Source organism: Novosphingobium sp. GW835-FHT14H07 (assembly GCF_058793515.1).
Map to the genome: position 1 here is coordinate 1 of NZ_JBXAFX010000015.1, position 21086 is coordinate 21086.

Genomic DNA, 21086 nt, shown 5'->3' on the forward strand with positions numbered 1-21086 from the left:
GGCGCCGACAACGGCACCGCCATGCGCGACTACATCGCAGACTGGTGCGCCCAAACATTCAACGAAATGGTGTAGACCTCATGGCTGACTTTACTTTCCATCACGGCGGCGTGTCGGTCCCCTCGCTCGAACAGGCGATCGAATGGTATGGCACGATCCTCGGCTTCACCGTGGAACACCGCTTCTACATCGAGGCCGCGAGGAGCCACACGGCCATGCTGCGCAAGGGGCCTCTCCGGTTCGAAATCTTTGAGGTCGAGGGGGCAGCCCCCCTGCCGGACGAACGCCGCTACCCACCACGCGACGTTCAGACGCACGGCAACAAGCATGTCGCCTTTCAGGTCGCCGATCTGGATTCCTTTGTAGCGGAAATGGAACAGAAAGGTGCGGACATCGCGATGGTCGTGCGCGAAAGCTTCGGCAAGGGATGCTTTATACGTGACTGTGCGGGCAATCTGATCGAATTCGTGGAGGGCGCGGTCTGACTCCGCGACGAACGAGGCCCCGAATCCATTGACCCAAGGTCAGATTGGGGATCCTCTGCCCACAGCTGAAGTCTGGGCCTGCTCCGATCCCATGCAATAAGACGAATAGGGGCGCCTCTCTGTCGGGGCGCCCCTTTTTGCAATCTCAGATGGCGTGCTCGTCCTCTTCGGTCAGATTTGCCAGATCGCCCTCGATCGGACGTTTCCCGGGCTTGGAGCGACGATAGGGATCGAAGCTTTTACGGTCGTGGTCGAAGGTCATGTCCCAGGGGATGTCGTCGCCCCGGAAGATCTTGGGAGCGTTGTGCGACCAGAGCAGCGAGCCGAACTTGAAGTCCCACGCACGCGGCACCCACCCATCGTCGACATAATCCGTGTCGGCATGATATTCGGCCTCGCCGGCATGCCCGGGAATCTCGCAATAATAATAGATTGCACTCGAGATACGGTGCCGGGAGATACCGCCACTCGTGTTCATGGTGGTATTCTTCCAGCCCTTGTTGTCCATGATGTTGGCGCCGAGCATGACCTCGTCGATGTCATCGCAGCCGAATGCGATATGCATGAACTTGAAGTGATCCGGAGCGATGGGAAGATCGCAGTTCACCCAGAAGATCGAATGATGCTCGAACGTACCCCCCGCCCGGGCGAAGATACCGGTCCCCTTCGAATGATCGACATAGCGGAAGCCGAGGTGCCGTTCGTAGAACTCGAAGCTGCCGACATAGTCGGTGCTGAAAAAGACGACGTGGTTGATCGTCTTTGGCCGTGCCCGCTTCCGCCAGATGCGGTGCTGGTTGAAGCGCGGCCAGCTTGACGGCGTGTTGACCGGGCTGGCTTCCGAAACCACCGGCTTCTTCTGCCAGACACGCAGGGCAATGGGCTGGCCATCCGGGCAAACACAATGCACGGTTCCATCCGCGTCCCGGGCGACCGGCACTTCGCTGGCCAGGCTCGCGGCGAGCAACTCGAGATTTTCGGTCGTGTCGACCCCCCAGACAGTCTCCTTGATCCCGTCACCGACATAGGGATCAGGTGAAGGCAGCCGGGCATCCCCATGCGGCAGAAGCACGAGGCGACTACCGGATGGCAGGAGAAAGGACGCCTCCTCTTCGCTGGCGTGTTCGATCTGCAGGCCGAAATCGACCCAGAAGCGGGTATGCTCAGCGATGTCGGTCACGCCGAAAACGACACGTTCGATACCGATGACGGCTGTAGAATCCTTGGGTGGCATGATTACTCCGGAAGTCCCCTTAGCCGGACTGTCATGCCTAATAACCGCAAGGTCCGGAAACCAAAGTTTCCGGACCCGTGATATCGATACCGCAAATGGATCAGACGGGTTCGGCAAGTTTCTTCCGAATCTGATCGGTCAGCTGCATCGGATCGCCGGCGCTTTCCGGATGCATTTCCCACTCGCCAAGCCGGATCGAACTCAGGCCAACCAGCTTTGCGCGTTCGAACCGCCGTTCCATGAACGCCGCCAGAGCGCTGTCTACTTCGCGCTCCGCGACTTCCTCGGCCAGCACAACCGCATCCTCGACGGCCATGGCCGCGCCTTGGCCCAAGTGTGGTGTGGCGGAATGCGCAGCATCGCCAATGAGAACAATCCGCCCTTGATACCAAGGAGCCGGCATGATGCAGGCTTCCAACGGGCGATAGACCACGAGCGAAGGGTCGGTGACATGCCGCGCCGCCTCAGCCAGGATGCCGCCGTATCCCTCGAGGCGGCGACGCATCTCGGCCGCGAGCGTTTCGGCAGGGAACCGGGGATTGCCAGGTTCTTCGAAGACCGCAAAGATGTACATCTCTTCAGGCGTCAGAGGGCAATACCCGGCCTTGCCCTTGTCCTTGCCGATGTAGATGTCTGCCCACTCCAGCCCTTCCGGCCGGGGCACGTTGTAGCGCCATACGCCCTGCCCCGTGTATTGGGGCTTCGCTTCGGGCCAGAGCGCCTTGCGGACGGCGGAGTAGTTGCCATCCGCACCGATCACCAGATCATACCTGCCGCAGGTTCCGTCGGTGAACTTGACATCGATACCGTCGCCATCGTCATCGAGACTATCGAACGACACGCCAAGCTGGACCGGAATGCCAAGAGCACGGACCTTCTCGGTCAGCACCTTGTGCAGGGCTGGACGGGTAAGGCCGAGGTCCGAGGGCAGGCCGTCGACTGCCGTGTCACCGGGCAATTCCTTCAGGACGTTCCCGTCGATGTCGAGGAATCGCGCGCCGCGGTAGGCGTAGCCCGCCGCGACAGCGCGGTCCCCCAAGCCCAGCATGTTGAGCGCGCGGACGAAATTGGCCTGCACGATGATGCCGACGTGATAGACCTTCCAGTCCTTGTCGCGCTCGACGACTTCAACCGCTATGCCGCGCTGGTGCAGGCCGATTGCTGCCGCGAGGCCGCCCACGCCGCCGCCGATGATGAGAACTCGGTTTGCCTTTGACATCGTATCGCCTTCCTTATTCGGCTGCTTCGGCCAGCGGGGCCGGGTCTGCGCGGTGGTAATGGAGCTGATCCGGCCGGGCATAGGTCACGTCCCAGTCCGGTTCGCTCTTCATGAAATCGGGGAGGTTCGTCATGTAGATCGCCGTGCCGAAGGCGCCGTCCCAGATGCGCGGCTTCCAGCTGTCGTCGACGCAATCGCAATCAGCGCCATACTCGGCCTCGCCACCGGCGGGACAGGGAACGTAGAAGAACGCGCAGATGTCAGGCGATGGCGGCCGAAGCCCCAGTTCCAGTCGCCATAGGTATACCCGCGCCGATCCAGGTAGTTCTTGGCGACCATGAGCTCGTCGATGTCCTCGACTTCCCAGTTGGCGTGATGGAACTTCAGCGTGCCATTGAAGCCCGGCATCGGTGCGTGGGCATCGGCGAGGAAGATGTTGTGGTGCTCGTACGCGCCATCGGCCCGCATATAGACCCCGAACCCCTTCTGCATGTCGGTGATGCGGAAGCCGAGCATGTCACGGTAGAAGTCGACAGCTTCCTGCACGTCGGGAAAGGTCCAGACGCAATGGTGCGTACGCTTGGGCACAGCGCGATCGATCCATTTGCGCGGCTGGTTGAGGCGGGCAATGCGGCCCACCGTGTTCTGCGGCGTTGGCGCGCCGAACACCTGTCGCGGCTGCCAGACCTGCAGACCGATCGCCTGGCCGAAAGCGGTGACGAAGTGCACCACTCCTTCGTCATCGGTCGAGATCGGCACGCTACGCTCAAGACGCGCGACGAGACGAGCTAGAGCCTGCTCGCTGTCAACCGCCCAGATGCACTCGTGCACGCCTCGCGCGGTCTGCGCCGTGCCCTTGGGCAAACGCTCGTGCCCGCGGGCGAGGAAGAGCGATTGCGAACCGTCCGCTGCTTCGAACATTGCCGAAGCGCCATCCTGTTCGACCAGCGTCAGTCCGAAGTCAGTGAAGAAACGAACGCAGGCGCCGACATCGTCCACCAACCATGTCAGCCGCCTGATTCCAATAATCGCCATCGCTGGTCTCCCGAAACTACGGGAAGAGTCATGACGGCGCGCAGACCTTGGATTGTTGATCTATCGCAATTCGACGAGATGCATTGTTTCGCTGCGATCCAATCCAGAAAACCGAAATCAGTTCTTGCGGAACAGGAACGTCAGCAGGAACAGCACGGTGCGCAGATCGAGCAGCTTCAGCGCCGCGCGCGCTTCGGCAGGCGTGAGCTTCGCCACCATCGGCATGGCCCCGAAGATCTTGCCGCGAATGACCAGAGTGTTGCCATCCGGCTCGATCTTGCGGATCGCCATCAGTTCCTTGTCGTTGGCATCGAGAATCGTCGCCACCGGCACCTTCTTGCGTGCGTTGCTCATTACACCGGCCCCCCGCATACCTTGTCGTAGTCAATCCCCATGTCGTCCATCATCTGGATCGCGGTGGCGCGCCCGGCGCCGAACACGCCGCCACCCGGGTGCATGAACGGGCCGACCAGATACAGCCCCTCGATCCCCGGCACGCGCAGGTTGCCGAGGTCAGGCGTCGGGCGGTGCCCTGCCGACTGGTAGAAGAACGGCGCGCAGCCATGGATGTCGCCGCGCACGAAGCTGGCCGGGCTGTCGCGTTCGTGGTCCACCGGCGATCGCACGAGGCGGCCGGTGATGTTGTCGTCGGTGAGGTTCGAATAGAACTTGCGGTACTGGGCCAGCGCCTTGTCCGCCACTTCCATCTTGCGCTCCTCCCACAGTGCGGGGCCACCGGGGTACAGGTCATAGGGCGCGAAGTTCACGCCATAGAACACGCCTGCCCCTTCGGGCGCGCGGCTGGGATCGAAGATGGTGTTGTCGCCGCCTGCGATCAGCCGCTCGCTGACTTCGCCGCGCCGCAGCTTGTCATACTCCAGGCACATGTCGCGCACGGTGTAGAAGTCCATCAGCTCGGTCATCATGGCATTGCAATCGTTGCCGACCTTCAGCTTCAGGCGCTCCTTCAACGTCATGTGGGTGAGGTTGATGGAGAACGTGGACTGCGTCACGCGCTCGGCGCGGGCCAGCACCGGCTTGGGCGTTTCGGCCACGAACTTGCGCAGCACGTGCGGGTGGATCGCGCCGATCACGCCGTCGCGAGCCATGAAGGTTTCGCCGTCGACCAGCTCCAGCCCCGTCGCCTTGCCGCCCGAAACGATCACGCGCTTCACTTCGGCATTGCAGCGCACTTCGCCGCCGAAATGCTCGATGGCGCGGACCAGCGCGTGGGAAAGCTGGCCCGATCCGCCCTTGGGCATGGAACAGCCATAGGTGTGGACGATGCCGGGCATCACGAACGCGCCCATGCCGGTGCCCAGTTCATCGGGCATCTGCAGGTTTTCGGTGACCATGCGCACGATGTGCAGCTTCAGCAGCTCGCTGTCGAAATAGGCGTCCACGATGTCGAGCGCGGTGCGCTGCATCAGGTCGAGCAGGAAGCGCCCTTCGTCCGACTGATCCATCATCGCCACGAACGCGCCCATCGGAAACGGCGGACTGTACAGACCGCTGACCAGCATCGGCAGCGCCGTCTGGCTCATCTCCACGAACCGGCGATAGGCTTCGGCATCCTTGGGGCTGCAGACGCGGGCCAGTTCCTCGCAGGTCTTGTCCAGGTCCTTGTAGCTGCGGATGACGGTGCCGTCATCCCAGATGGAGACGTGGATCAGGTCGGGGTAGATGTACTCCAGTCCGAATTTGGAAAGCAGGCCAAGCTCGTCCTCGCGCAGCATCGGATTGCCCTGGATCATGATGTGCACGTTGGAGTGCTCGTCGTGCCAGAAGCCGGGGTGCAGCAATTCGCGGGTGGAAACGCCGCCGCCATAGTGGGGCTTGCGCTCAAGCACGAGCACCTTCTTGCCCGCCTTGGCCATGTAGGCCGCGGCGACAAGGCCATTGTGGCCGGCGCCCATCACGACAATGTCGTACTGGCTCATCTCAATGTTCTCCCGAAAAGAAGCTGCGGAAGCCGGCAAGGCCGGGCACGTGGCTGGCGCCGCCGCCGTCGCAGACAAGCACCTGGCCGGTCACGTTGCGGGCCGCGTCACTGGCAAGGAAAGCCGCCGCCTCGGCGATGTCTTCCGGATCGCCCAGCTGTTCGCGCAGGGTTTCATCCTCCACCACCTTGCGCAGCGCGGGCGGAAAGGCTTCGCGCAGCGCCGGCGTCATGGTCATGCCCGGCGCCACCGCGTTGCAGCGCACGCCCAGCTTGCCGTGGCTGGCGGCAATGGCCCGCGTCATCTGGATGATGGCGGCCTTGCTGCTGGAATAGGCGGCCTGGATCAGGTGGCCCTGCAGCGCAAGGTTGCTCACCGTGTTGACGATGTTGCCGCGCACCTCGCGCAAGTGGGGCAGGGCGGCCCGGCACGCGATCATCGTGCCGCGCACGTTGACGGCATAGGTCCGGTCCCACAGCGCGGTGGCCATGTGTTCCACGTCGCCATCCTGCTGCGCAATATCGGGGCCCAGCAGCGCCGCGTTGTTGTGCAGCACGTCCAGCCGGCCGAAATGCTGCACCGTGGTGGCGATCATCGCCTCGGTCGATGCTTCGCTTTCCAGGTCCAGGTGGATGGCAATGGCGCCGGGCAGTTCGGCAGCCAGTCCCTCGGCCCGGTCGATCATGATATCGGCCACGGCCACCTTGCCGCCCCGCGCGCTAATCAGTCGTGCGGTGGCTGCGCCAATACCCCCGGCGCCGCCGGTGATGATGGCCACCTTGCCGTCAAAGCGGGTTGCGTCTGCGCTCATGCAAGTTGCTTCCTTTCAGTTCCAAGTCTGGCGTCCAGCTTGATGGGCCATGACCGCACCGTAGCCCGGCAGGCGCATGGCGTGCCGCTGCGCCCGAAGATCGTTACCACCGCTGATCGAGATCTGCGCCGCCGGCAGTCTGCGTAGGTCTTAAGACAGCTTCCAGCTGCTCTGTCGCTGCGACCTGCTCTCCCATGCAATTGGCCCGATGCTCCGCGAAGGGTCGGCGATTGTCATTGCTCTTGGAAAGTTGGCTTAAACGGTTCGCGCGAGAGCGGAAGAAGGCACTTTTTTGTGCCTTGGGGAATGCCAGTGAAAGGCGCACGCGCGTCTTCCGAGAAGATCAGATCGCATGCAAAATCGTCCGCCAGCGCAGCACGACCGTGATTTTCAAGAGATCAGGTGCCTTGTCGGACGGGAGGGGCCAAACCGTTTCAGCAGTATGAGGGGGCGTGACCACATCTGCGCCGAAGGGGTCAACGCTGGGGATGGTTCATCCGGTACTCGACCTCGATCTGGTTGCGGTCGATCAAGCCACCTGAAAGGGCCAGAACATTGGCATCCGGTTTCGGAGTATCCTTGCTCGCCGCAAACATCAGCCGTTCGACCACCCAGCGCAGTGCACGGTCATTGTTGTTCGCGATGTTCCACTGCACCGCTTCCCGGATCGGGGGGATGTCGAATGGAATTTCGCGCATGACAAGCGGCATCGATCGCACCACGATCTCTGCCATGCGTCGATGCATGGTTGCAATGCGCTTCGTGCCAAGGATCAGACCGGGCAGCGACAGGAAGGAGGGAGCCACGACTTCGACCCGGCGCTGCTGCTTTTGCCGCCTGACAAACCAGTCCTCGAAGGCTGGCACGCGCGCCTTGCCGAAACGCGGACTGACGTGTCCCAGTGCGAAGTACAATTCCTTGGTCATCGGGCCTGCCAAAGCCGGATTATTCTGATCGCCAACCACGACGTAGTCATCCTCAAACAGCAGCTGGCTCGGGTGGTCGGCGGAGATGGCGTAGTCGATGGTCAGAAGCAGATCGATATTGCCGCGCTCGATCGCTTCGATCGGGGTGTCGTTCATCGGCTGAATTTCGAACCGCATGCCGGGCGCGTCCCGCTCCATTCCAGCCAGAACCCCAGCCAACAGGACTTCGGTTGAATAATCGGAAGCCATAAGCCGGATCGTGCGATCCGCAGTTGCCGGATCGAATGGCGGCGCGACGGCAACCGTGGTGCGGATCTGCTCGAGCACCGCGCGTACGGGCTCGATGAGCTCTTCAGCCCTAGCGGTCAGGATCATGGTTCTTCCCTTGACCACGAGCAACTCGTCGCCAAAGTACTCGCGCAAGCGACCAAGCGCGCTAGACGTGGCAGATTGCGAAAGGCACAACCTGTCGGATGCAAGGCTTACGCTCCGCTCTGTCAGGAGCGCGTCGAGAGCCACCAGCAGATTTAGATCGAGACGCCCGAACCGCATTGCCATCTCCCGTGCTCCCGTCAGATCGCAGCGAGAGCGTTGGAGACCAGTCTAGCAAGATCTCCGTCATGCGCAAAACCTGCCCGCATGGCTGCCGGAGTCTGGAGAGGCGGCTGCGCAGCAAAGGCAGCTTCAAGTGCCTCGTCATTGCCATAACTCACCAGCGCTTCAGACACGCCGCATTGTCGCGCGATCTCCGCCGCGAGGTCGCCCATGGAGACGCGCAGTGCCGGAAGGGTCACGGCCCGCGTGGTGGGCAAGCTGGATGTATTCAACCCGACTGCATGGCGGAAGTTCTCGGCGCACTGCCGGACGGACTGTGCCCAGATCGTTCCCCCGGCGGAAACCGGGCAGAAGAACTGCTCGCCAGCCTTCAGCGCGTGGAACAGATCGGACATGAACGCCGACTTCATGCCGGACGGTCCCTTCGGCCGGGCGAGAATACCTGGCAGTCTGACAGTCACCCCGTCAATCAGGCCGCGGTTGGAGAACATGGCCACGGCATGCTCCATCATCGCCTTGTGCCCGCCATAGATCATTTTCGGGCTCAGCGGCGTCGCGTCATCCACGACAGGTGGCAGAGGATCGCCGAACACGGCAATGGAACTGGCATAGACCATCTTCACACCATTGTTTGCAGCCGAAGCCTCGAGCAATAGATCATACATGGCATCGACATTGATGCGTCGTGACGCTGCCGGGTCCGTCTCAGCGGCTCCCCCCGGAACGGTGGCAAGGTGGACAAGGGCATCACATCCTGATCCGATCGCGCGTCTCCGGACCTCCGCATCTCCGAGATCGCCGGCAATTGCCTTGGCACCTTCAGGGATGGCATCGGCAGAAAAGTCCATGCCCGTCACCTGATGGCCGGCATGGAGAAGCAGGCGGACAAGCTCGCGTCCAACGAAGCCACCAGCGCCGGTCACCAGGATATTCATCTTCAAGTCCTCAGAAGTTGGCCGAGAAGCGCAGCCCATAAGTACGCGGTGCGCTGTAATGCGCGACGGCAACGCCCATCGGCGAGGACTGCGGCGTAAGATTGCGACGCTCGTTCTCGATGTTCTGGACATATGCCGTCAGGCCCCAGGCGCCCTCGGGCGCACGCAGGCTGACAGAGGCACCAGTCGTCCAGTAGGCAGGGACGCGCTCGAAATCGAGAAACTCGAACGCTGCCCACTGGCTGTCGCGCCACGCGGTATCGACGTTGGTAACCAGTTCGAGATCATTGCCAAGCGGCACAACCTGTTCGGCCGAAAGGTTCACCGTCCACTTCGGGCTGAACAGGAGTTGCTTGCCAGAGCAGTCGTAGCTGATGATCGGCGAACCGTTGCTTGTCGTTCCGGCCGAACCCGAAACCGGGCAATTGAAATTGTCGAACGGTATGGCCGATGTCAGGGTCAATTCCTCGTACTTGCTGTCAAGATACTGCACCTTGGCACCAAGCGTCGTGCCGCTCGCCGGCTTCACGATCACGTCCACATCGAAGCCCTTGATGGTCGATCGACCCGCATTCTCGTTCGAACTGATCAGGGTGCCGTTTGAATCCACTGTGAAATACGTGATCTGCTGATCGCGGTACTTCCAGATGAAGCCTTCAAGGTTCACCTGCAGCTTGTTGTTCAGGAAACGGTTCTTCGAGCCGATGGTGTATGCGGTGATGAACTCGGGCTTGTACTTTTCCTTCAAAGGGGAATCGACCATCTGAATGCCGCCTGCGCGATAGCCGGATTCCACCGTGGCATAGACAAGGCTGGTTGGCGTCACATCGAATTCGGCAGAGGCCTTCCACGTCACTCTCGAGAAGGTGTCGGTGTCGTTGATGTTGTTGTACGTCTTCAGGATGATCCCGTTGGCACCGTTCACCATGGGATAGATGATCTGGCCCGACTTTGTCGTATTGCTGGGCGGGCTGATCGCGACATTGGTGTTGATGAAGCCGTTGCTGCCCAGCCAGCCAATGGCATCGTCGGCGTTGAAGAAGTTGGGCAGGTGGGGCATCTGGCCAATGCAGAACGGCGGCGCACTCTCGTTGCAGACGGCAATGATGTTGTTGATCAGGCCGTTCACCGTCTTCTTGTCATGCGTATAGCGCGCGCCGCCGACAAGGCGAACGCGGTCCGAAACATGAGCAGTCAGTTGGCCGAACGCGGCAAGGCTCTCGGTCTTTGCCGTGTAGGTCTGGATCGGGAGCACGAACTCCTGATTGTAGATGTTGTTGGCGTCGATCGTCTCGTTGAAATAGAAACCGCCGACGACGTAGTCGAACATCCCTGCCTTGCCCGCCAGGCGCGCTTCGAGGCTGCTCTGCTTGGTATCTTCGCGCACGTTGCCGGTATTGAAGGCCGGCCCGTAGAATTCCGAACGCTCGCGGGTCTTGCGATAGGCTGGTATCACGGTGAGCTTGCCAATGCCGGTCTGCAGGTTGAATTCGGCGTTCACGCCCCAGTAAGTGATGTCCTGGCTGGGGTCGCTCTGCATCGGGCGGCGGAAATCCAGGCCGGGCCCGCCCAGCTGCGTCGAAATCCATGCGCGCGAGGCTTCGCTGTTGAAGCCCTCCGACTGCGCGAGGCCCGACGAAACGAAGGTATAGCCGCTCCCTATAGGAACGAAGGCACCAAGATAATTGCCGCCCACGCCCTTGCCGCCGACGTGGCTGTAGTCCGCACCGAGACGCACCGACAGGTCCGTCGAAGGCTCATAGAGGAACTGCGCACGCAGCGAACCGCGCTTCGCGTCGTCCGTGCCGTCCTTGTTGTAGCCATCGTGGGTCATGTAGGCGCCGGCAATGCGCAACGCGGTGTTCTCGCCGGTGGCGATGTTGGCGCGGGCATCCACGTCGATCTGGTCGTAATTTCCGTAGGCGAGGTTGAAGCCCATGGAGTTTACGCCCAGTTCCGGGCGCGCCGGCAGCACGTTGATGGCGCCACCGGTGGCATTGCGCCCATACAGGATGCCTTGAGGGCCCTTGAGCACTTCAACGCGCTGCAGATCGTAGAATGCCGCGCCGAAGACGCCGCCGCTGCGGCCGAGCACGACACCGTCATAGCTGGGCGTAACGGCCGGGTCGTTGTAGCTGCTCGTCGTGATGTTACCCACGCCGCGGATGAATACCGAGGCGACACCAGCGCCAGGCGCGGGAATGCTGAGCGAGGGCACCGCACGGGTCAGGTCTGCAGCGTTTCCGATGCCGCGCTGCAGCAGATCGTCGCCCTTCACCGCGTCGATTGGAATGGCAGCTTTCTGGATGCTTTCGGTCCGGCGCTGCGCGGTCACGACGATCTCGCCGATGCCGCTGTCGTCCAATACCTCGGCGGATTGCGGCGCAGCGTCCTGCGCGATGGCTGGCGTCGCGATCGCGAACGTCGAGATTGCAGTCGAGACTAGAAGCAGATTGCGCATTGTTCCCTCCCCAGGGCTGTTGTCGCGTGAATTTCTGCCGGGTCGATAGCCCGCATCCGCGCCAATATCCCACCGATTGTATCAATGGCTTTCCATCCATCGTTCGGATTTGAACACATCGCCGCGTTCGCTAGGTCATGGCACCATGACTGGGAAAGCTATCAGCAGCATCGCCACGGCGCTCGTCGTCGGCGGGGGAATTGGCGGTATGGCGTGCGCGATCAGCCTCGCCGAAAGGGGGGTGGCGGTCGAGTTGATCGACCTTGATCCGGATTGGCGCGTATATGGCGCCGGGATCACCATCACAGGCCCCACTCTCAGGGCCTATCGCGAACTGGGCTTGCTCGACGAGATCAAACAGTTCGGCGCGGTAACGAACAGGACCCGCTTGTTCAAATACGATGGCAGCCACATGCTGGACCTGGATGAGCCTGCTCTGGAAGAGGGGATTCCGGCGAACGGCGGCATCATGCGCCCCGTGCTGCACCGGCTCATGCAGAGCAAGGTCAGGGCGCTGAACATTCCGGTACGGCTCGGGATCACCGTTTCAGCGCTTGATGACAACGGAACCGGCGTAGACGTTCGCTTCTCGGACGATTCAACAGGCAGGTTCGATCTGGTTGTCGGTGCTGACAGTGTTTTCTCGGGGGTAAGGGACCTGGCTTTTCCGCACATGAAGCCCGCTGAACCGACCGGCCAGGGGTGCTGGCGAATCTCTATCCGCAAGCCTCCCGAACTTGATTCCGCGGAGTTCTTTCTCGGCCATGCCCATCCTTGCGGCATAACCGTGTGCGCACCGGACATGATCTACATGTGGATGCTGACCCCGCACGTGGAGCGCGAGAGCTTCATGTCGGATGAGGAAATGTTCGAGACGCTCAAGGAGCTTCTGGCCGATTTCGGGGGCAGCGCCGGATGGATACGCGACAACATGTCCAAGGACGACTGGATCAACTATCGGCCGCTTTCGGCGGCCCTGCAGCCACGCGACTGGTTCAACGGACGGGTTGTCCTGCTTGGCGATGCCGTACATGCCACGACGCCGCACCTTGCATCCGGGGCTGGCATGGCGGTGGAAAGCGCGATCGTCCTCGCGCAGGAGCTGGCCAGCACCGATGACGTACGGGCCGCACTTCTGGCCTACCAGGAGCGCCGTTTCGACCGCTGCCGCGACGTGATCGAGACAAGCGTTGCGGTGGGAGCGCTGCAGTTGCAGAACGGGGACCCGAGCATTCACGCAACGATGCTGGGAGACGCCCTGCACCGCCTGAGCAATCCATTCTAGGATTACCTAGCACGCAAAAAGATACAGCGCGAGACTCCGCTCTCGCGCTGTTTTTTTATGGACAATCATCGTCCTGCAAAAAGAAAGGGCACCGCAGCCATGCCGCGGTGCCCCGAATGTCGTTTGCTTTTGGCTACCTCGTGGTCACCACGATCGCGCCCTTGATCTTTCCGGGCTTGAGCGCGACGGGACGGCCGTTTAGCGTTATGCCAAGCGTGCCGGTGGCAGCCTCGATCTGCGCGCCGGGTTCGGTCTCGAGCGCATTGAGATAGCTCGTGCCGGTGACAACCCAGCGGGATGACTTGTCCAGCGAGACCGTCAGGCCACCCTTTTCGCCCTTTACGGGAATCGCCGTGTTCGTGACGTGGCCAATCTCCTGAAAGGTTTCCTTCACCGGATCCTTGCCGCTCGCCGGGGCAACCGAAGACGTCGAGATCGTTCCAATGACCTCGGCATTCTCAAAGCGCAGCACCATGGCGCCCTGCTTCGGCCGACCGTTCCAGAAGTTGCCAACCAGCTTCGTGTTGCGGAACGTGCCGATGATGTTCGGGTCCTTCGGCTTCTCGTCCGGACGCCCTCCCGTCGGGCCCATGCCGGGCGGTGGCGCCGAAGCCCCTGCCGGCGCACTCCCGCTCATCATCGCCTTCAGGAACGGATCGTCGTTCTCCATGCCCTGCAGGATGGTGCCTCCTGCCGCAGTGACCTTGGCCGAGTCCACGACGATCGTCGTGCCGATCCCCTTCACTTCGATGGCGACAAGCCCGGCGTGGAGTTCGCTGCCCTTGTCGATGGTAAGAACGCCGCCGCCGACGCCGGAATGCATCATAACGCCATAGCGCCCCGCCTCGACGAGGGTGCGGTCGGTCAGGGTGATCGACCCTTCCGCCGCCATGATCGCTCCGACATCTGCAGCACGGATCACGCTGCGGCGGAAGATGTTGTGCGAATCCCCGATGGAGTACGTGCCGTAGCCAGACTTCACCGCTTCGACGAGGCTGTCGGTGACCGTCATGCGCACGCGCTGGTTGTCATCGGTCGACAGGACGCCCCATCCCTCCGAGCGAATGTGCGAGTTGTTGATGAACATCGTGGCGCGGTCGACCAGGTTGCTTGACCGGACATTGCCCGAAAGGCCCAGCATCCATGGCACTTCCATCATCTTGCCGACGTCGACCGTGAACTGGTAGTCAGCTGGCAGCGTACCGTTGTAGGTCTCGATCTCGGCATTGTTGATGTGCATGACGCTGTCACCGCCCGCGAACAGCGCAGTGCGGATGGCGCCGCGGGTCCGGATGATCGGGCGATTGAGCGTTACTTCGGCCTTGCCCGTCGACATGACGGCTGCCCCGAACCCGGCAAAGTCATTGCCGCCGTTGCCGATGAAGTCGATCACCGGATGATCGATCGTGTACTTGCCTTCTCCGGTAACGATGATGCCGTTGAAGCGATCGCCTTCCGAGGCGATCCGGGCATCGGAAACGGTGCCCGCGCCGAACGATGCGGCACGAACCGCTGCACTTACCGATTTCGCCGCGACCGGCGCACCGTTCTCGACATAGAGCGCCGTGCGGAAGTGATGCAGCGGAAGCTCATGATACTTGACGGGAATGTCGTCCGTCACCGTGAGCACGACGTCGCCCGAATAGCGTCCCGGCGCAATTGCGCGTTCAACACCGTTGACAGTCAAGGTGAGAAGCTTGCCATCCGGTGCCGTCGGCAGGTTGCCCGCCACCAGAGTCAGTTCGGGCAAGGCCACGGTCTGGCCAACAACACCGCCGACTTCCTTGGCCGATGCCGCTGGTGCGCAAACTGAAACCGCAAGAATGATCGGAGCAAACACTGCCCCGATCATTCCGCTCGATGCCATATAACGTCTTTTCATCAGCAAAGCCTCTCCACTGGTTCAGACACCCGGATTAACCTTGTGCAATCGCTCCCACAATCGCCTACGAATGATCCTGACCATCCTGTTCCGGCGATACGTTTCAATCTGTATCAGAGTGACGCGCGAACTCGAATTCCCGATACAATTGATACCTCCCATTCTGTATTCTACGATATATTCTCGCCATCTCATCAGCACCCCGCCCGGCCCGGCAAGATCTCCTGCCAAGGCAATCCGCCCGAAATGACGGAACGCTCCCCCATAGGAAGTCGATATCTGCGACCGGTTTCAGAACTTGGTTGCCCGAGAATGATCTGCATTCTCGGATCTGTGGCGCAGGATCTTGTTGGCCGAGAATGGCCCGGCCGAACAGCAGTGTTTCATCGACACCAACAGCGGCCAGATTTTTTCCCGCGCACCGTCTGGGAAGGAACGGTCCCCTTCCTGCGCTAGGGCCGTATCAGGATCGAAGACGCGAAGATCTCCGAGCGGGAACTTTCCCACTCCGGCGCGTGGCGATGCCGGCTGCCTGCACCCAGACCATTGACAAGAGCCGGTTGCCCAGCCGCGAGGAACTGCTGCGCGTTGGCCAGGCCATGTTCGACAGCGCGATCGCGCTCTCGGATCAATGCCCCTGATGGAGACGGCTGTCTCCCCGTCGAAGGAGCCGAATGAAGGAAGTACAACGGCCCGACCACGGCCAGCCCGCCGACAGGGGCGCGCAATCGGCCCGGCGCCCTGCTTGTTCAAGTCAGTGTCATCACCGGATATTCCCGATGTCATCCTCGCTCCGCCGCTACTTCCAGAAAAATTCCCTGTTCTTTCGGCGCTTGCGCAGATCCCACCAGATCTGAAAGCCAGTCACGCTAAGGACCAGCAGCGCAATCCCGCACAACAGGCTGACGATCCGGCCCCCCCAGCCGAACGTGTAACCCGCGTGAAGGTCCTGCAGCACTATATGGAAATCAGCCGGGCGCGGCGGTTCGATAATGCGCTTGCCGGTTGTCGCGTCGATCTTGATCTGCTTGCTGCCTGGGGCAAGTCCCTCTGCCGCGACCAGCGTCACGTGCGTGGCATCCAGATTGATCTGGAGGGACCTCACCGGGAAGTCGGTCTCGGAACGTGCCGTTGCCGCCAGCGTGCCGACCATGGCCTCAAGCTCGGCATCGGATGGCAAATTTCGTGGCGGCGCCTGGATGCCATGATCCGAACCCGGCGGCTTTTGCCCGAGACGGATCATGTCGACATGAAGCAGCGTTCCGGTCAGCGCGACGAAGCCCAGCAGAATGGCAGAGGGCAAGCCGAACCATCTGTGCCAGCGGCGCATCTTCATGACTGCACCCCGCCCCACCCTCAGCCGGAGAAGACGAGGCTTCCGCCCGAGGGCAGCTTGCGCGGCGCGGAGGCGCCAGCCCCGCGAACCTGAACCGTCACGCCTGCCGTCGCGTCGATCGCGCCCAGCGTGGCGCTGTCAGCAGCAGTGACAACGGAGTTTTCGTTCGCAGTCCATTTGCCGCCGCCCTTGATGGCCAAAGTGACGTCCGTGAGCGCGCCCGTAAGGGAAGCATGGTCGAGCACGACCATCGTCGTGCGATCCGGGTCGGTATCGACGATGCCGCCCTGCAGTTCCGAGTTGGTGACGGTCAGGAGAACGCCGGGCACCGGCTTGCCATTGGTCTTCGTCGCGTTGGCGTCATCGTTCTTGCGGACTTCGAGCAGGACGTTCCTGGCGCTTGCGACCTTGCTCGAGGCGATGGCGATATTGGCGTTGGCGCTCTTTACCAGCAGCGCGCTGCCCCGGGCCACGACGTTCGAATTTGCGATCTCGAAGGTTGCTTGCTCGGTAATGTCGAAGGCCATGACCGAATGGATCATCATCACGTTATCGGCCGCCGTGCCGGTCACACGATCGTAGCGCGTCCGTGCCTTGCCAGCGATGATTCCCATCATCCCTCCGCTATCGATGCTCGAGCGGTTGACGACCACGTTCGCCCCGAAATCGGCGTAGGTGCCATAACCGGCGCGACGCACCCTGATCACGCAATCGTTGGCTTCAAGATACAGGGCATCGCCCGCAGCATCGGTCGAAAGCGCGCCCCAACCGTCGGCTTCGATCGTCGAATTGTAAACGTAGGTCCGCGAGTTGCTCATCGCCAGCAGGGTGCGCGCGGTGCCGACGAGGCCGAGCGGCGCAGGCGGCTCCATCATGCCGGGGCCGATGCGCGGCTTGTAATCGGCTGGCAGCGGGCCGCCGTTGGCAACGAGTTTGCTGCCATAGATCTTCACGGTCGCATTCTCGGCCGCGACGAGCGCAGACGAGATCGGCCCGTTGGTCTCGATGGTGGAATCGGTCAGGACGAGCGCCGCGCCGTCGCGCGCCAGAATCCCGGCGCCAGTACCGAGAAAGTCGTTGGTACCGGTGCCGGTCAGGCGGATTTTCGTGCGCTTGATTGTGATAGCCGTCTTCCCGCCTTCAGCCAGGATCGGGTTGAAGGCGTTCTGTGCTGATGTGATCGTGGCACTTTCGACCAGCGTCGCGGTCGCGGTTGCCAAGGCAGCGTCCTTCGGCGACGCGGCATTGAAGGCACCGTCGGTAATACGCAGGCCGGTGGTGTAGTTGGTTGCGGCCATCATAGGCATTGCCGGCATGCCGCCCGGAGGGGGGACGCCAGGGCCATTTCCCGGGGGCGGAGCTGGTTGGGCGTGGGAGTTAACTGAAAATAGTGCTGCTGTAGTAGCCAGCATGACCGCAAGACGCATGCGTAACCTCTTCCCGATTTCGACAGGTGGCAAGCCGACCTGCGCTTTGAACATTGGTTTTTCCCGAGATCTGAAGGCAGTGCCGTTCACGCGAACATGAACGGCACTGCCGCGGCGCCCCCCAGCGTCGCAGATCAGAACTTGTAGTTGGCGGTAAGGCCGTAGGTCCTCGGAGCGGCAAGCTGCGCGTATCCGAAGAAGTGCGACTGCTTGATTGCCTGATCGTTCACGTTCTTGATGTAGCCTGTGAATGTCAGGCTGTCCGAGAATGCAACCTGGATCGAAACGTCACCTGTGGCATAGTCGTTCTGCACCGAAGGATGCGTATCGGCCACCACGGTGGTTTCCGGATATACGTTCGATGCGGACGAGAACCGGAGGTCGGCGCGCGGGGTGATCCTCAGGTTCCCGAACTCGAAGGCATGCTCGTAACCGGCCTTGACCGACCACTTCGGGCTGTTGGGGAACGGCACGCCCACGTAGAAGCCGTCGAGACCGTCCAGACGCGAGTCGAGATAGGTGACCGAAGCATTGAAGCGCCCGCGTCCACCCACGGCGATCACCGTCTCGGCTTCAACACCGTACTCGCGGCCCGGCATCGTCGGTACGAACAATTGCGGCGGGAACACCGTGAAGTTCGCGATCACCAGCTGGAAGGCCGAGTAGTCGTAGTAGAAGCCGGTAAGGTTGAAGAGCATGTCGCCGCCGGCGAGCTTGTTCTTCAGTCCGATCTCATAGGACGTCATCTTTTCCGGTTCGAACGTGCCGAGCCCGAAGCTGTACCCGCCCTGGCGATAGCCCGAGGCGATGGTGCCATAGAGCTTGGACTTGTCCCCGAACAGGTCGGCTTCCAGGCCGGCACGATAGTCGAAATGCTCGTCATTGAGCGGCGTCAGCGCTCCGGTCAGGTCGAGGCTGTCGACGTTCTCGCCGCTCACCTTTTCCCAAGTGTAGCGAACCCCGCCGATGGCGCGGACCGTATCGGTGATCGGAACGGTGATCTGACCTAAGATGCCATCGGTCTGCGACCGGCGTATTTCGGGCTCGTACGATTCAGCGCGCGCCTGATCTGCCGAGAGGCAGGTGCCCGAGGCAACCGGGCCCGGAGGTGAGCCGACCGGAAGCGCACTGAAGCCCGCCGCCGGGATGACGTAGTTGCCATCGACGTCCTGGCACGGCGTCGACACGGCCTGGGTGATGTTGCGGCTCTTGTAGTGGTAGAAACCCACACCCCAGTCGAACGGCGAGCCCGGCTGCGAAGCGTAGCGGACCTCGATCTGCTCCTGACGCGTGAGCTTGGGATCCAGCGAGTCCGCAAGTGAACCACCGAAGGCACCGATGGTGCGTCCCTTGGTGATCTGCAGCGACGGCAGGATGCTCAGGGTGCCCGGCCCGATGTCCGCGCGCAGTTCACCCCAGTACTTGTAGGAATTGACGCGCTGGAAGCCGACCGACACGTCGGTCGTCTCACGCGTACCGGCAAGGATGCTGGCGATCGGCACGGCACCCGGACCCTGGCCACGCAGCGCCGAATGCTCGACGCCGAGCAGCAGGCTGACATCGTCCGAAGGCTTGAACAGCAACTTCGCACGGCCGGCATACGACTTGTTGTCGTCATGGCCATTGCTCATGTAGCCATCGCGCGAGATCCCGGCACCCGAGACACGGATCGCAACCTTGTCGCCAAGTGGCACGTTCAGCGCACCCTCGCCGTGGATCAGCGAATAGTTGCCGCCCTCGAGGCCAACATAGCCCTCGACCTTGTCGAGAACCGGGTTCTTCGAAACGACGTTTACGATGCCGCCTACCGAGTTGCGGCCATAGAGTGTGCCTTGCGGACCACGCAGGACCTCGACCCGCTCAAGGTCGTAGAAGCCGACCGAGGCGTTTTCGGCACGGCTTGAGTAGGCACCGTCGAAGTTTGTGCCTACCGCGCCCTGCCCCATCTGCGGCGGCAGCGACAGACCGAGGCCGCGGATAGAGACCAGGAAGCCGCGTGCGGCACCCTGCACGACGACCGCCGGCTCGTTCTTGAGCACGTCATCGATCTTCGTGGCGCCAGACTTGGCGATCGCATCACCCGTCACGACGGTCAGCGCGATTGGCGTGTCCTGAATCGAACGCGAGAACTTGTCGGCAGTAACGACAATCTCGGGAAGGCGGCCGTTGTCGTCTCCAGCCGCAGACTGGTCAGCCGACGACTGGGCGAGCGCCGGAATGGACAGCGCGGCAAGGCCCGCGGCTGCGCAAGACGCCAAAAGGCGCGGTGTGATCTGTGACAAAATCCCCTCCTCTTAGACACAATTCTTATGTGCAGCTTCTGGTTGAACGTATGGGACCGGTTGCACAAACTGAAGGATTCGGACGATACCTATCCATCCGACCGATAGGTCGTCGGGTCGCCCGTCAAACTCCGACGAAGCGGATTATCAGGCTATCTGGTCTGCTGATCCGCGATTGCGGTCAGTCGCGCGCAGCGCGCCCGACAGTGCTGCTGCGGATCACCAGTTCGCCCTGAACCCGCAGAACTTCCTTCGGCACTTCCGAACCGCGTATTGCGGAGATGAGGCGTTGCCAGGCGGTGTCGACGATTTCTGGGACAGGCACGGCATAAGTCGTGAGGTCGAAGGCAGGCCACGCGGCAATCGGAACATTGTCGAAGCCGGCGATCGCGACATCCTCACCGGGCACAAGCCCGCAACCGACAACCGCCTGCAGACAGGACAGGGCCATGAGATCGGTTACGCAGAAGATGCCGGTGGGACGGTCGGGCAACCGCAACAGTTCCGCTGTCACGCGGGCCGTGGTCTCGAAATCGTATTTTCCGCAAGCGACGATCGGCTCAGGCAACCCTGCTCTCAGCATGGCATCCCTGAAGAACGCCGTTCTCTCAACGCTGGCCGAACTTTCGGCAAGGCCATTGATGACAGCCGTCCGGGTAATTCCCAAAGACTGAAAATGCTGCGCAACCGCCTCCCCGCCATGCCTGTTGTCCGCAGAAACCCCGCCAACCTGTGCCGTCAGATCGACATTGTTCAGCATGATGACCGGGACGCCGGCATCCTCGCATTCGCTGGCTACCCGAGTGGCAAAGGAGGTTGAAGCCATGATCACGCCATCAAGCCTGAAGCCGAGAAGTTCATCGAGAACCGGCTCGAGCCCGGCCTCGCCGCGCGTTTCGAAGAGCACGCAGCGGTAGCCATCCAGACTGAGGCGGTCGTTCAACCTGTCGACCAGCTCGGGATAGAACTGGTTATCGAGTGCCGTGATGGCGAGGCCAATCAGGTTCGAACGATTGGTCGATAGGGCGCGGGCGGCATTGCTGGGTCGGTAGCGGAGCTTGCGCGCAGCCTCGAAGATCCGCTCGCGCACCTCGGGCGCCACATACCCACCGTTGTAGGCACGCGAAACTGCCGACTTGGATACGCGAGCCAACCGGGCAACATCCGTCCCGGTGGGCACCTTGCTCTTGCTCATCACCACGAGTTTTGGCGCACTGCACAACCCGCTGCAACCGGAATAATGCAGATCGGGTACCGCGACCATGTCTTTCCG

The 21086-nt window shown here is 61.8% G+C and carries 17 protein-coding genes; 3 read left to right on the plus strand and 14 right to left on the minus strand.

What is annotated here, in order from left to right; translation table 11 throughout:
- Positions 1 to 80: 80 nt before the first annotated feature.
- Positions 81 to 485, plus strand: a complete 405-nt coding sequence (locus tag AC1Q5P_RS14120; protein ID WP_492519250.1) for a VOC family protein — start codon at positions 81 to 83, stop codon at positions 483 to 485.
- Between the two features lie 145 nt (positions 486 to 630).
- Here the strand turns inward: AC1Q5P_RS14120 and AC1Q5P_RS14125 are convergent, their stop codons facing one another.
- The 9 genes from AC1Q5P_RS14125 to AC1Q5P_RS14165 form a co-directional block, all read right to left on the minus strand.
- The gene (locus AC1Q5P_RS14125; RefSeq protein ID WP_492519251.1) at positions 631 to 1719 is read right to left on the minus strand and encodes a VOC family protein; all 1089 of its coding nucleotides are present in this window, start codon (positions 1717 to 1719) and stop codon (positions 631 to 633) included.
- 100 nt (positions 1720 to 1819) lie between these two features.
- Positions 1820 to 2938, minus strand: a complete 1119-nt coding sequence (locus AC1Q5P_RS14130) for an FAD-dependent monooxygenase (protein ID WP_492519252.1) — start codon at positions 2936 to 2938, stop codon at positions 1820 to 1822.
- 129 nt (positions 2939 to 3067) lie between these two features.
- A complete protein-coding gene (locus AC1Q5P_RS14135; RefSeq protein WP_492519253.1) occupies positions 3068 to 3973 on the minus strand; it encodes a VOC family protein in 906 nt (301 codons plus the stop codon).
- Between the two features lie 117 nt (positions 3974 to 4090).
- Positions 4091 to 4327, minus strand: coding sequence for a hypothetical protein (locus tag AC1Q5P_RS14140; RefSeq protein ID WP_193828831.1), 237 nt, complete (start codon positions 4325 to 4327; stop codon positions 4091 to 4093).
- Complete coding sequence (locus AC1Q5P_RS14145) at positions 4327 to 5913, minus strand: phytoene desaturase family protein (protein WP_492519254.1); 1587 nt, start codon at positions 5911 to 5913, stop codon at positions 4327 to 4329. The genes AC1Q5P_RS14140 and AC1Q5P_RS14145 overlap by 1 nt, the downstream gene beginning before the upstream one ends.
- Position 5914: 1 nt before the next feature.
- Positions 5915 to 6724 carry an SDR family NAD(P)-dependent oxidoreductase gene (locus AC1Q5P_RS14150; RefSeq protein WP_039336708.1) on the minus strand — a complete coding sequence of 270 codons (810 nt, stop codon included), beginning with the start codon at positions 6722 to 6724 and terminating at the stop codon, positions 5915 to 5917.
- Positions 6725 to 7200: 476 nt separating this feature from the next.
- Positions 7201 to 8208 carry a LysR family transcriptional regulator gene (locus tag AC1Q5P_RS14155; protein WP_236727177.1) on the minus strand — a complete coding sequence of 336 codons (1008 nt, stop codon included), beginning with the start codon at positions 8206 to 8208 and terminating at the stop codon, positions 7201 to 7203.
- 14 nt (positions 8209 to 8222) lie between these two features.
- On the minus strand, positions 8223 to 9140 hold the full coding sequence (locus AC1Q5P_RS14160; RefSeq protein WP_039336710.1) for an NAD-dependent epimerase/dehydratase family protein: 918 nt from the start codon (positions 9138 to 9140) through the stop codon (positions 8223 to 8225).
- A 10-nt stretch (positions 9141 to 9150) separates the two neighbouring features.
- A complete protein-coding gene (locus tag AC1Q5P_RS14165) occupies positions 9151 to 11601 on the minus strand; it encodes a TonB-dependent receptor (RefSeq protein WP_492519255.1) in 2451 nt (816 codons plus the stop codon).
- A gap of 145 nt (positions 11602 to 11746) precedes the next feature.
- On the opposite strand from AC1Q5P_RS14165, the gene AC1Q5P_RS14170 reads away from it, so the two are divergent.
- Positions 11747 to 12886 carry an FAD-dependent monooxygenase gene (locus tag AC1Q5P_RS14170; RefSeq protein ID WP_492519256.1) on the plus strand — a complete coding sequence of 380 codons (1140 nt, stop codon included), beginning with the start codon at positions 11747 to 11749 and terminating at the stop codon, positions 12884 to 12886.
- Positions 12887 to 13019: 133 nt separating this feature from the next.
- On the opposite strand, the gene AC1Q5P_RS14175 is transcribed toward AC1Q5P_RS14170, so the two are convergent.
- The gene (locus tag AC1Q5P_RS14175; protein WP_492519257.1) at positions 13020 to 14768 is read right to left on the minus strand and encodes a hypothetical protein; all 1749 of its coding nucleotides are present in this window, start codon (positions 14766 to 14768) and stop codon (positions 13020 to 13022) included.
- Positions 14769 to 15283: 515 nt separating this feature from the next.
- Here AC1Q5P_RS14175 and AC1Q5P_RS14180 point away from each other — a divergent pair.
- The gene (locus AC1Q5P_RS14180; RefSeq protein WP_492519258.1) at positions 15284 to 15409 is read left to right on the plus strand and encodes a hypothetical protein; all 126 of its coding nucleotides are present in this window, start codon (positions 15284 to 15286) and stop codon (positions 15407 to 15409) included.
- A gap of 158 nt (positions 15410 to 15567) precedes the next feature.
- On the opposite strand, the gene AC1Q5P_RS14185 is transcribed toward AC1Q5P_RS14180, so the two are convergent.
- The 4 genes from AC1Q5P_RS14185 to AC1Q5P_RS14200 all read right to left on the minus strand — a co-directional run bounded on the left by AC1Q5P_RS14185 (position 15568) and on the right by AC1Q5P_RS14200 (position 21008).
- A complete protein-coding gene (locus tag AC1Q5P_RS14185) occupies positions 15568 to 16104 on the minus strand; it encodes a PepSY domain-containing protein (protein WP_492519259.1) in 537 nt (178 codons plus the stop codon).
- 20 nt (positions 16105 to 16124) lie between these two features.
- The gene (locus AC1Q5P_RS14190; protein WP_492519260.1) at positions 16125 to 17411 is read right to left on the minus strand and encodes a hypothetical protein; all 1287 of its coding nucleotides are present in this window, start codon (positions 17409 to 17411) and stop codon (positions 16125 to 16127) included.
- Between the two features lie 254 nt (positions 17412 to 17665).
- Complete coding sequence (locus AC1Q5P_RS14195) at positions 17666 to 19813, minus strand: TonB-dependent receptor (RefSeq protein ID WP_492519261.1); 2148 nt, start codon at positions 19811 to 19813, stop codon at positions 17666 to 17668.
- Positions 19814 to 19994: 181 nt separating this feature from the next.
- The gene (locus AC1Q5P_RS14200; RefSeq protein WP_193828499.1) at positions 19995 to 21008 is read right to left on the minus strand and encodes a LacI family DNA-binding transcriptional regulator; all 1014 of its coding nucleotides are present in this window, start codon (positions 21006 to 21008) and stop codon (positions 19995 to 19997) included.
- Between the last annotated feature and the right edge of the window lie 78 nt (positions 21009 to 21086).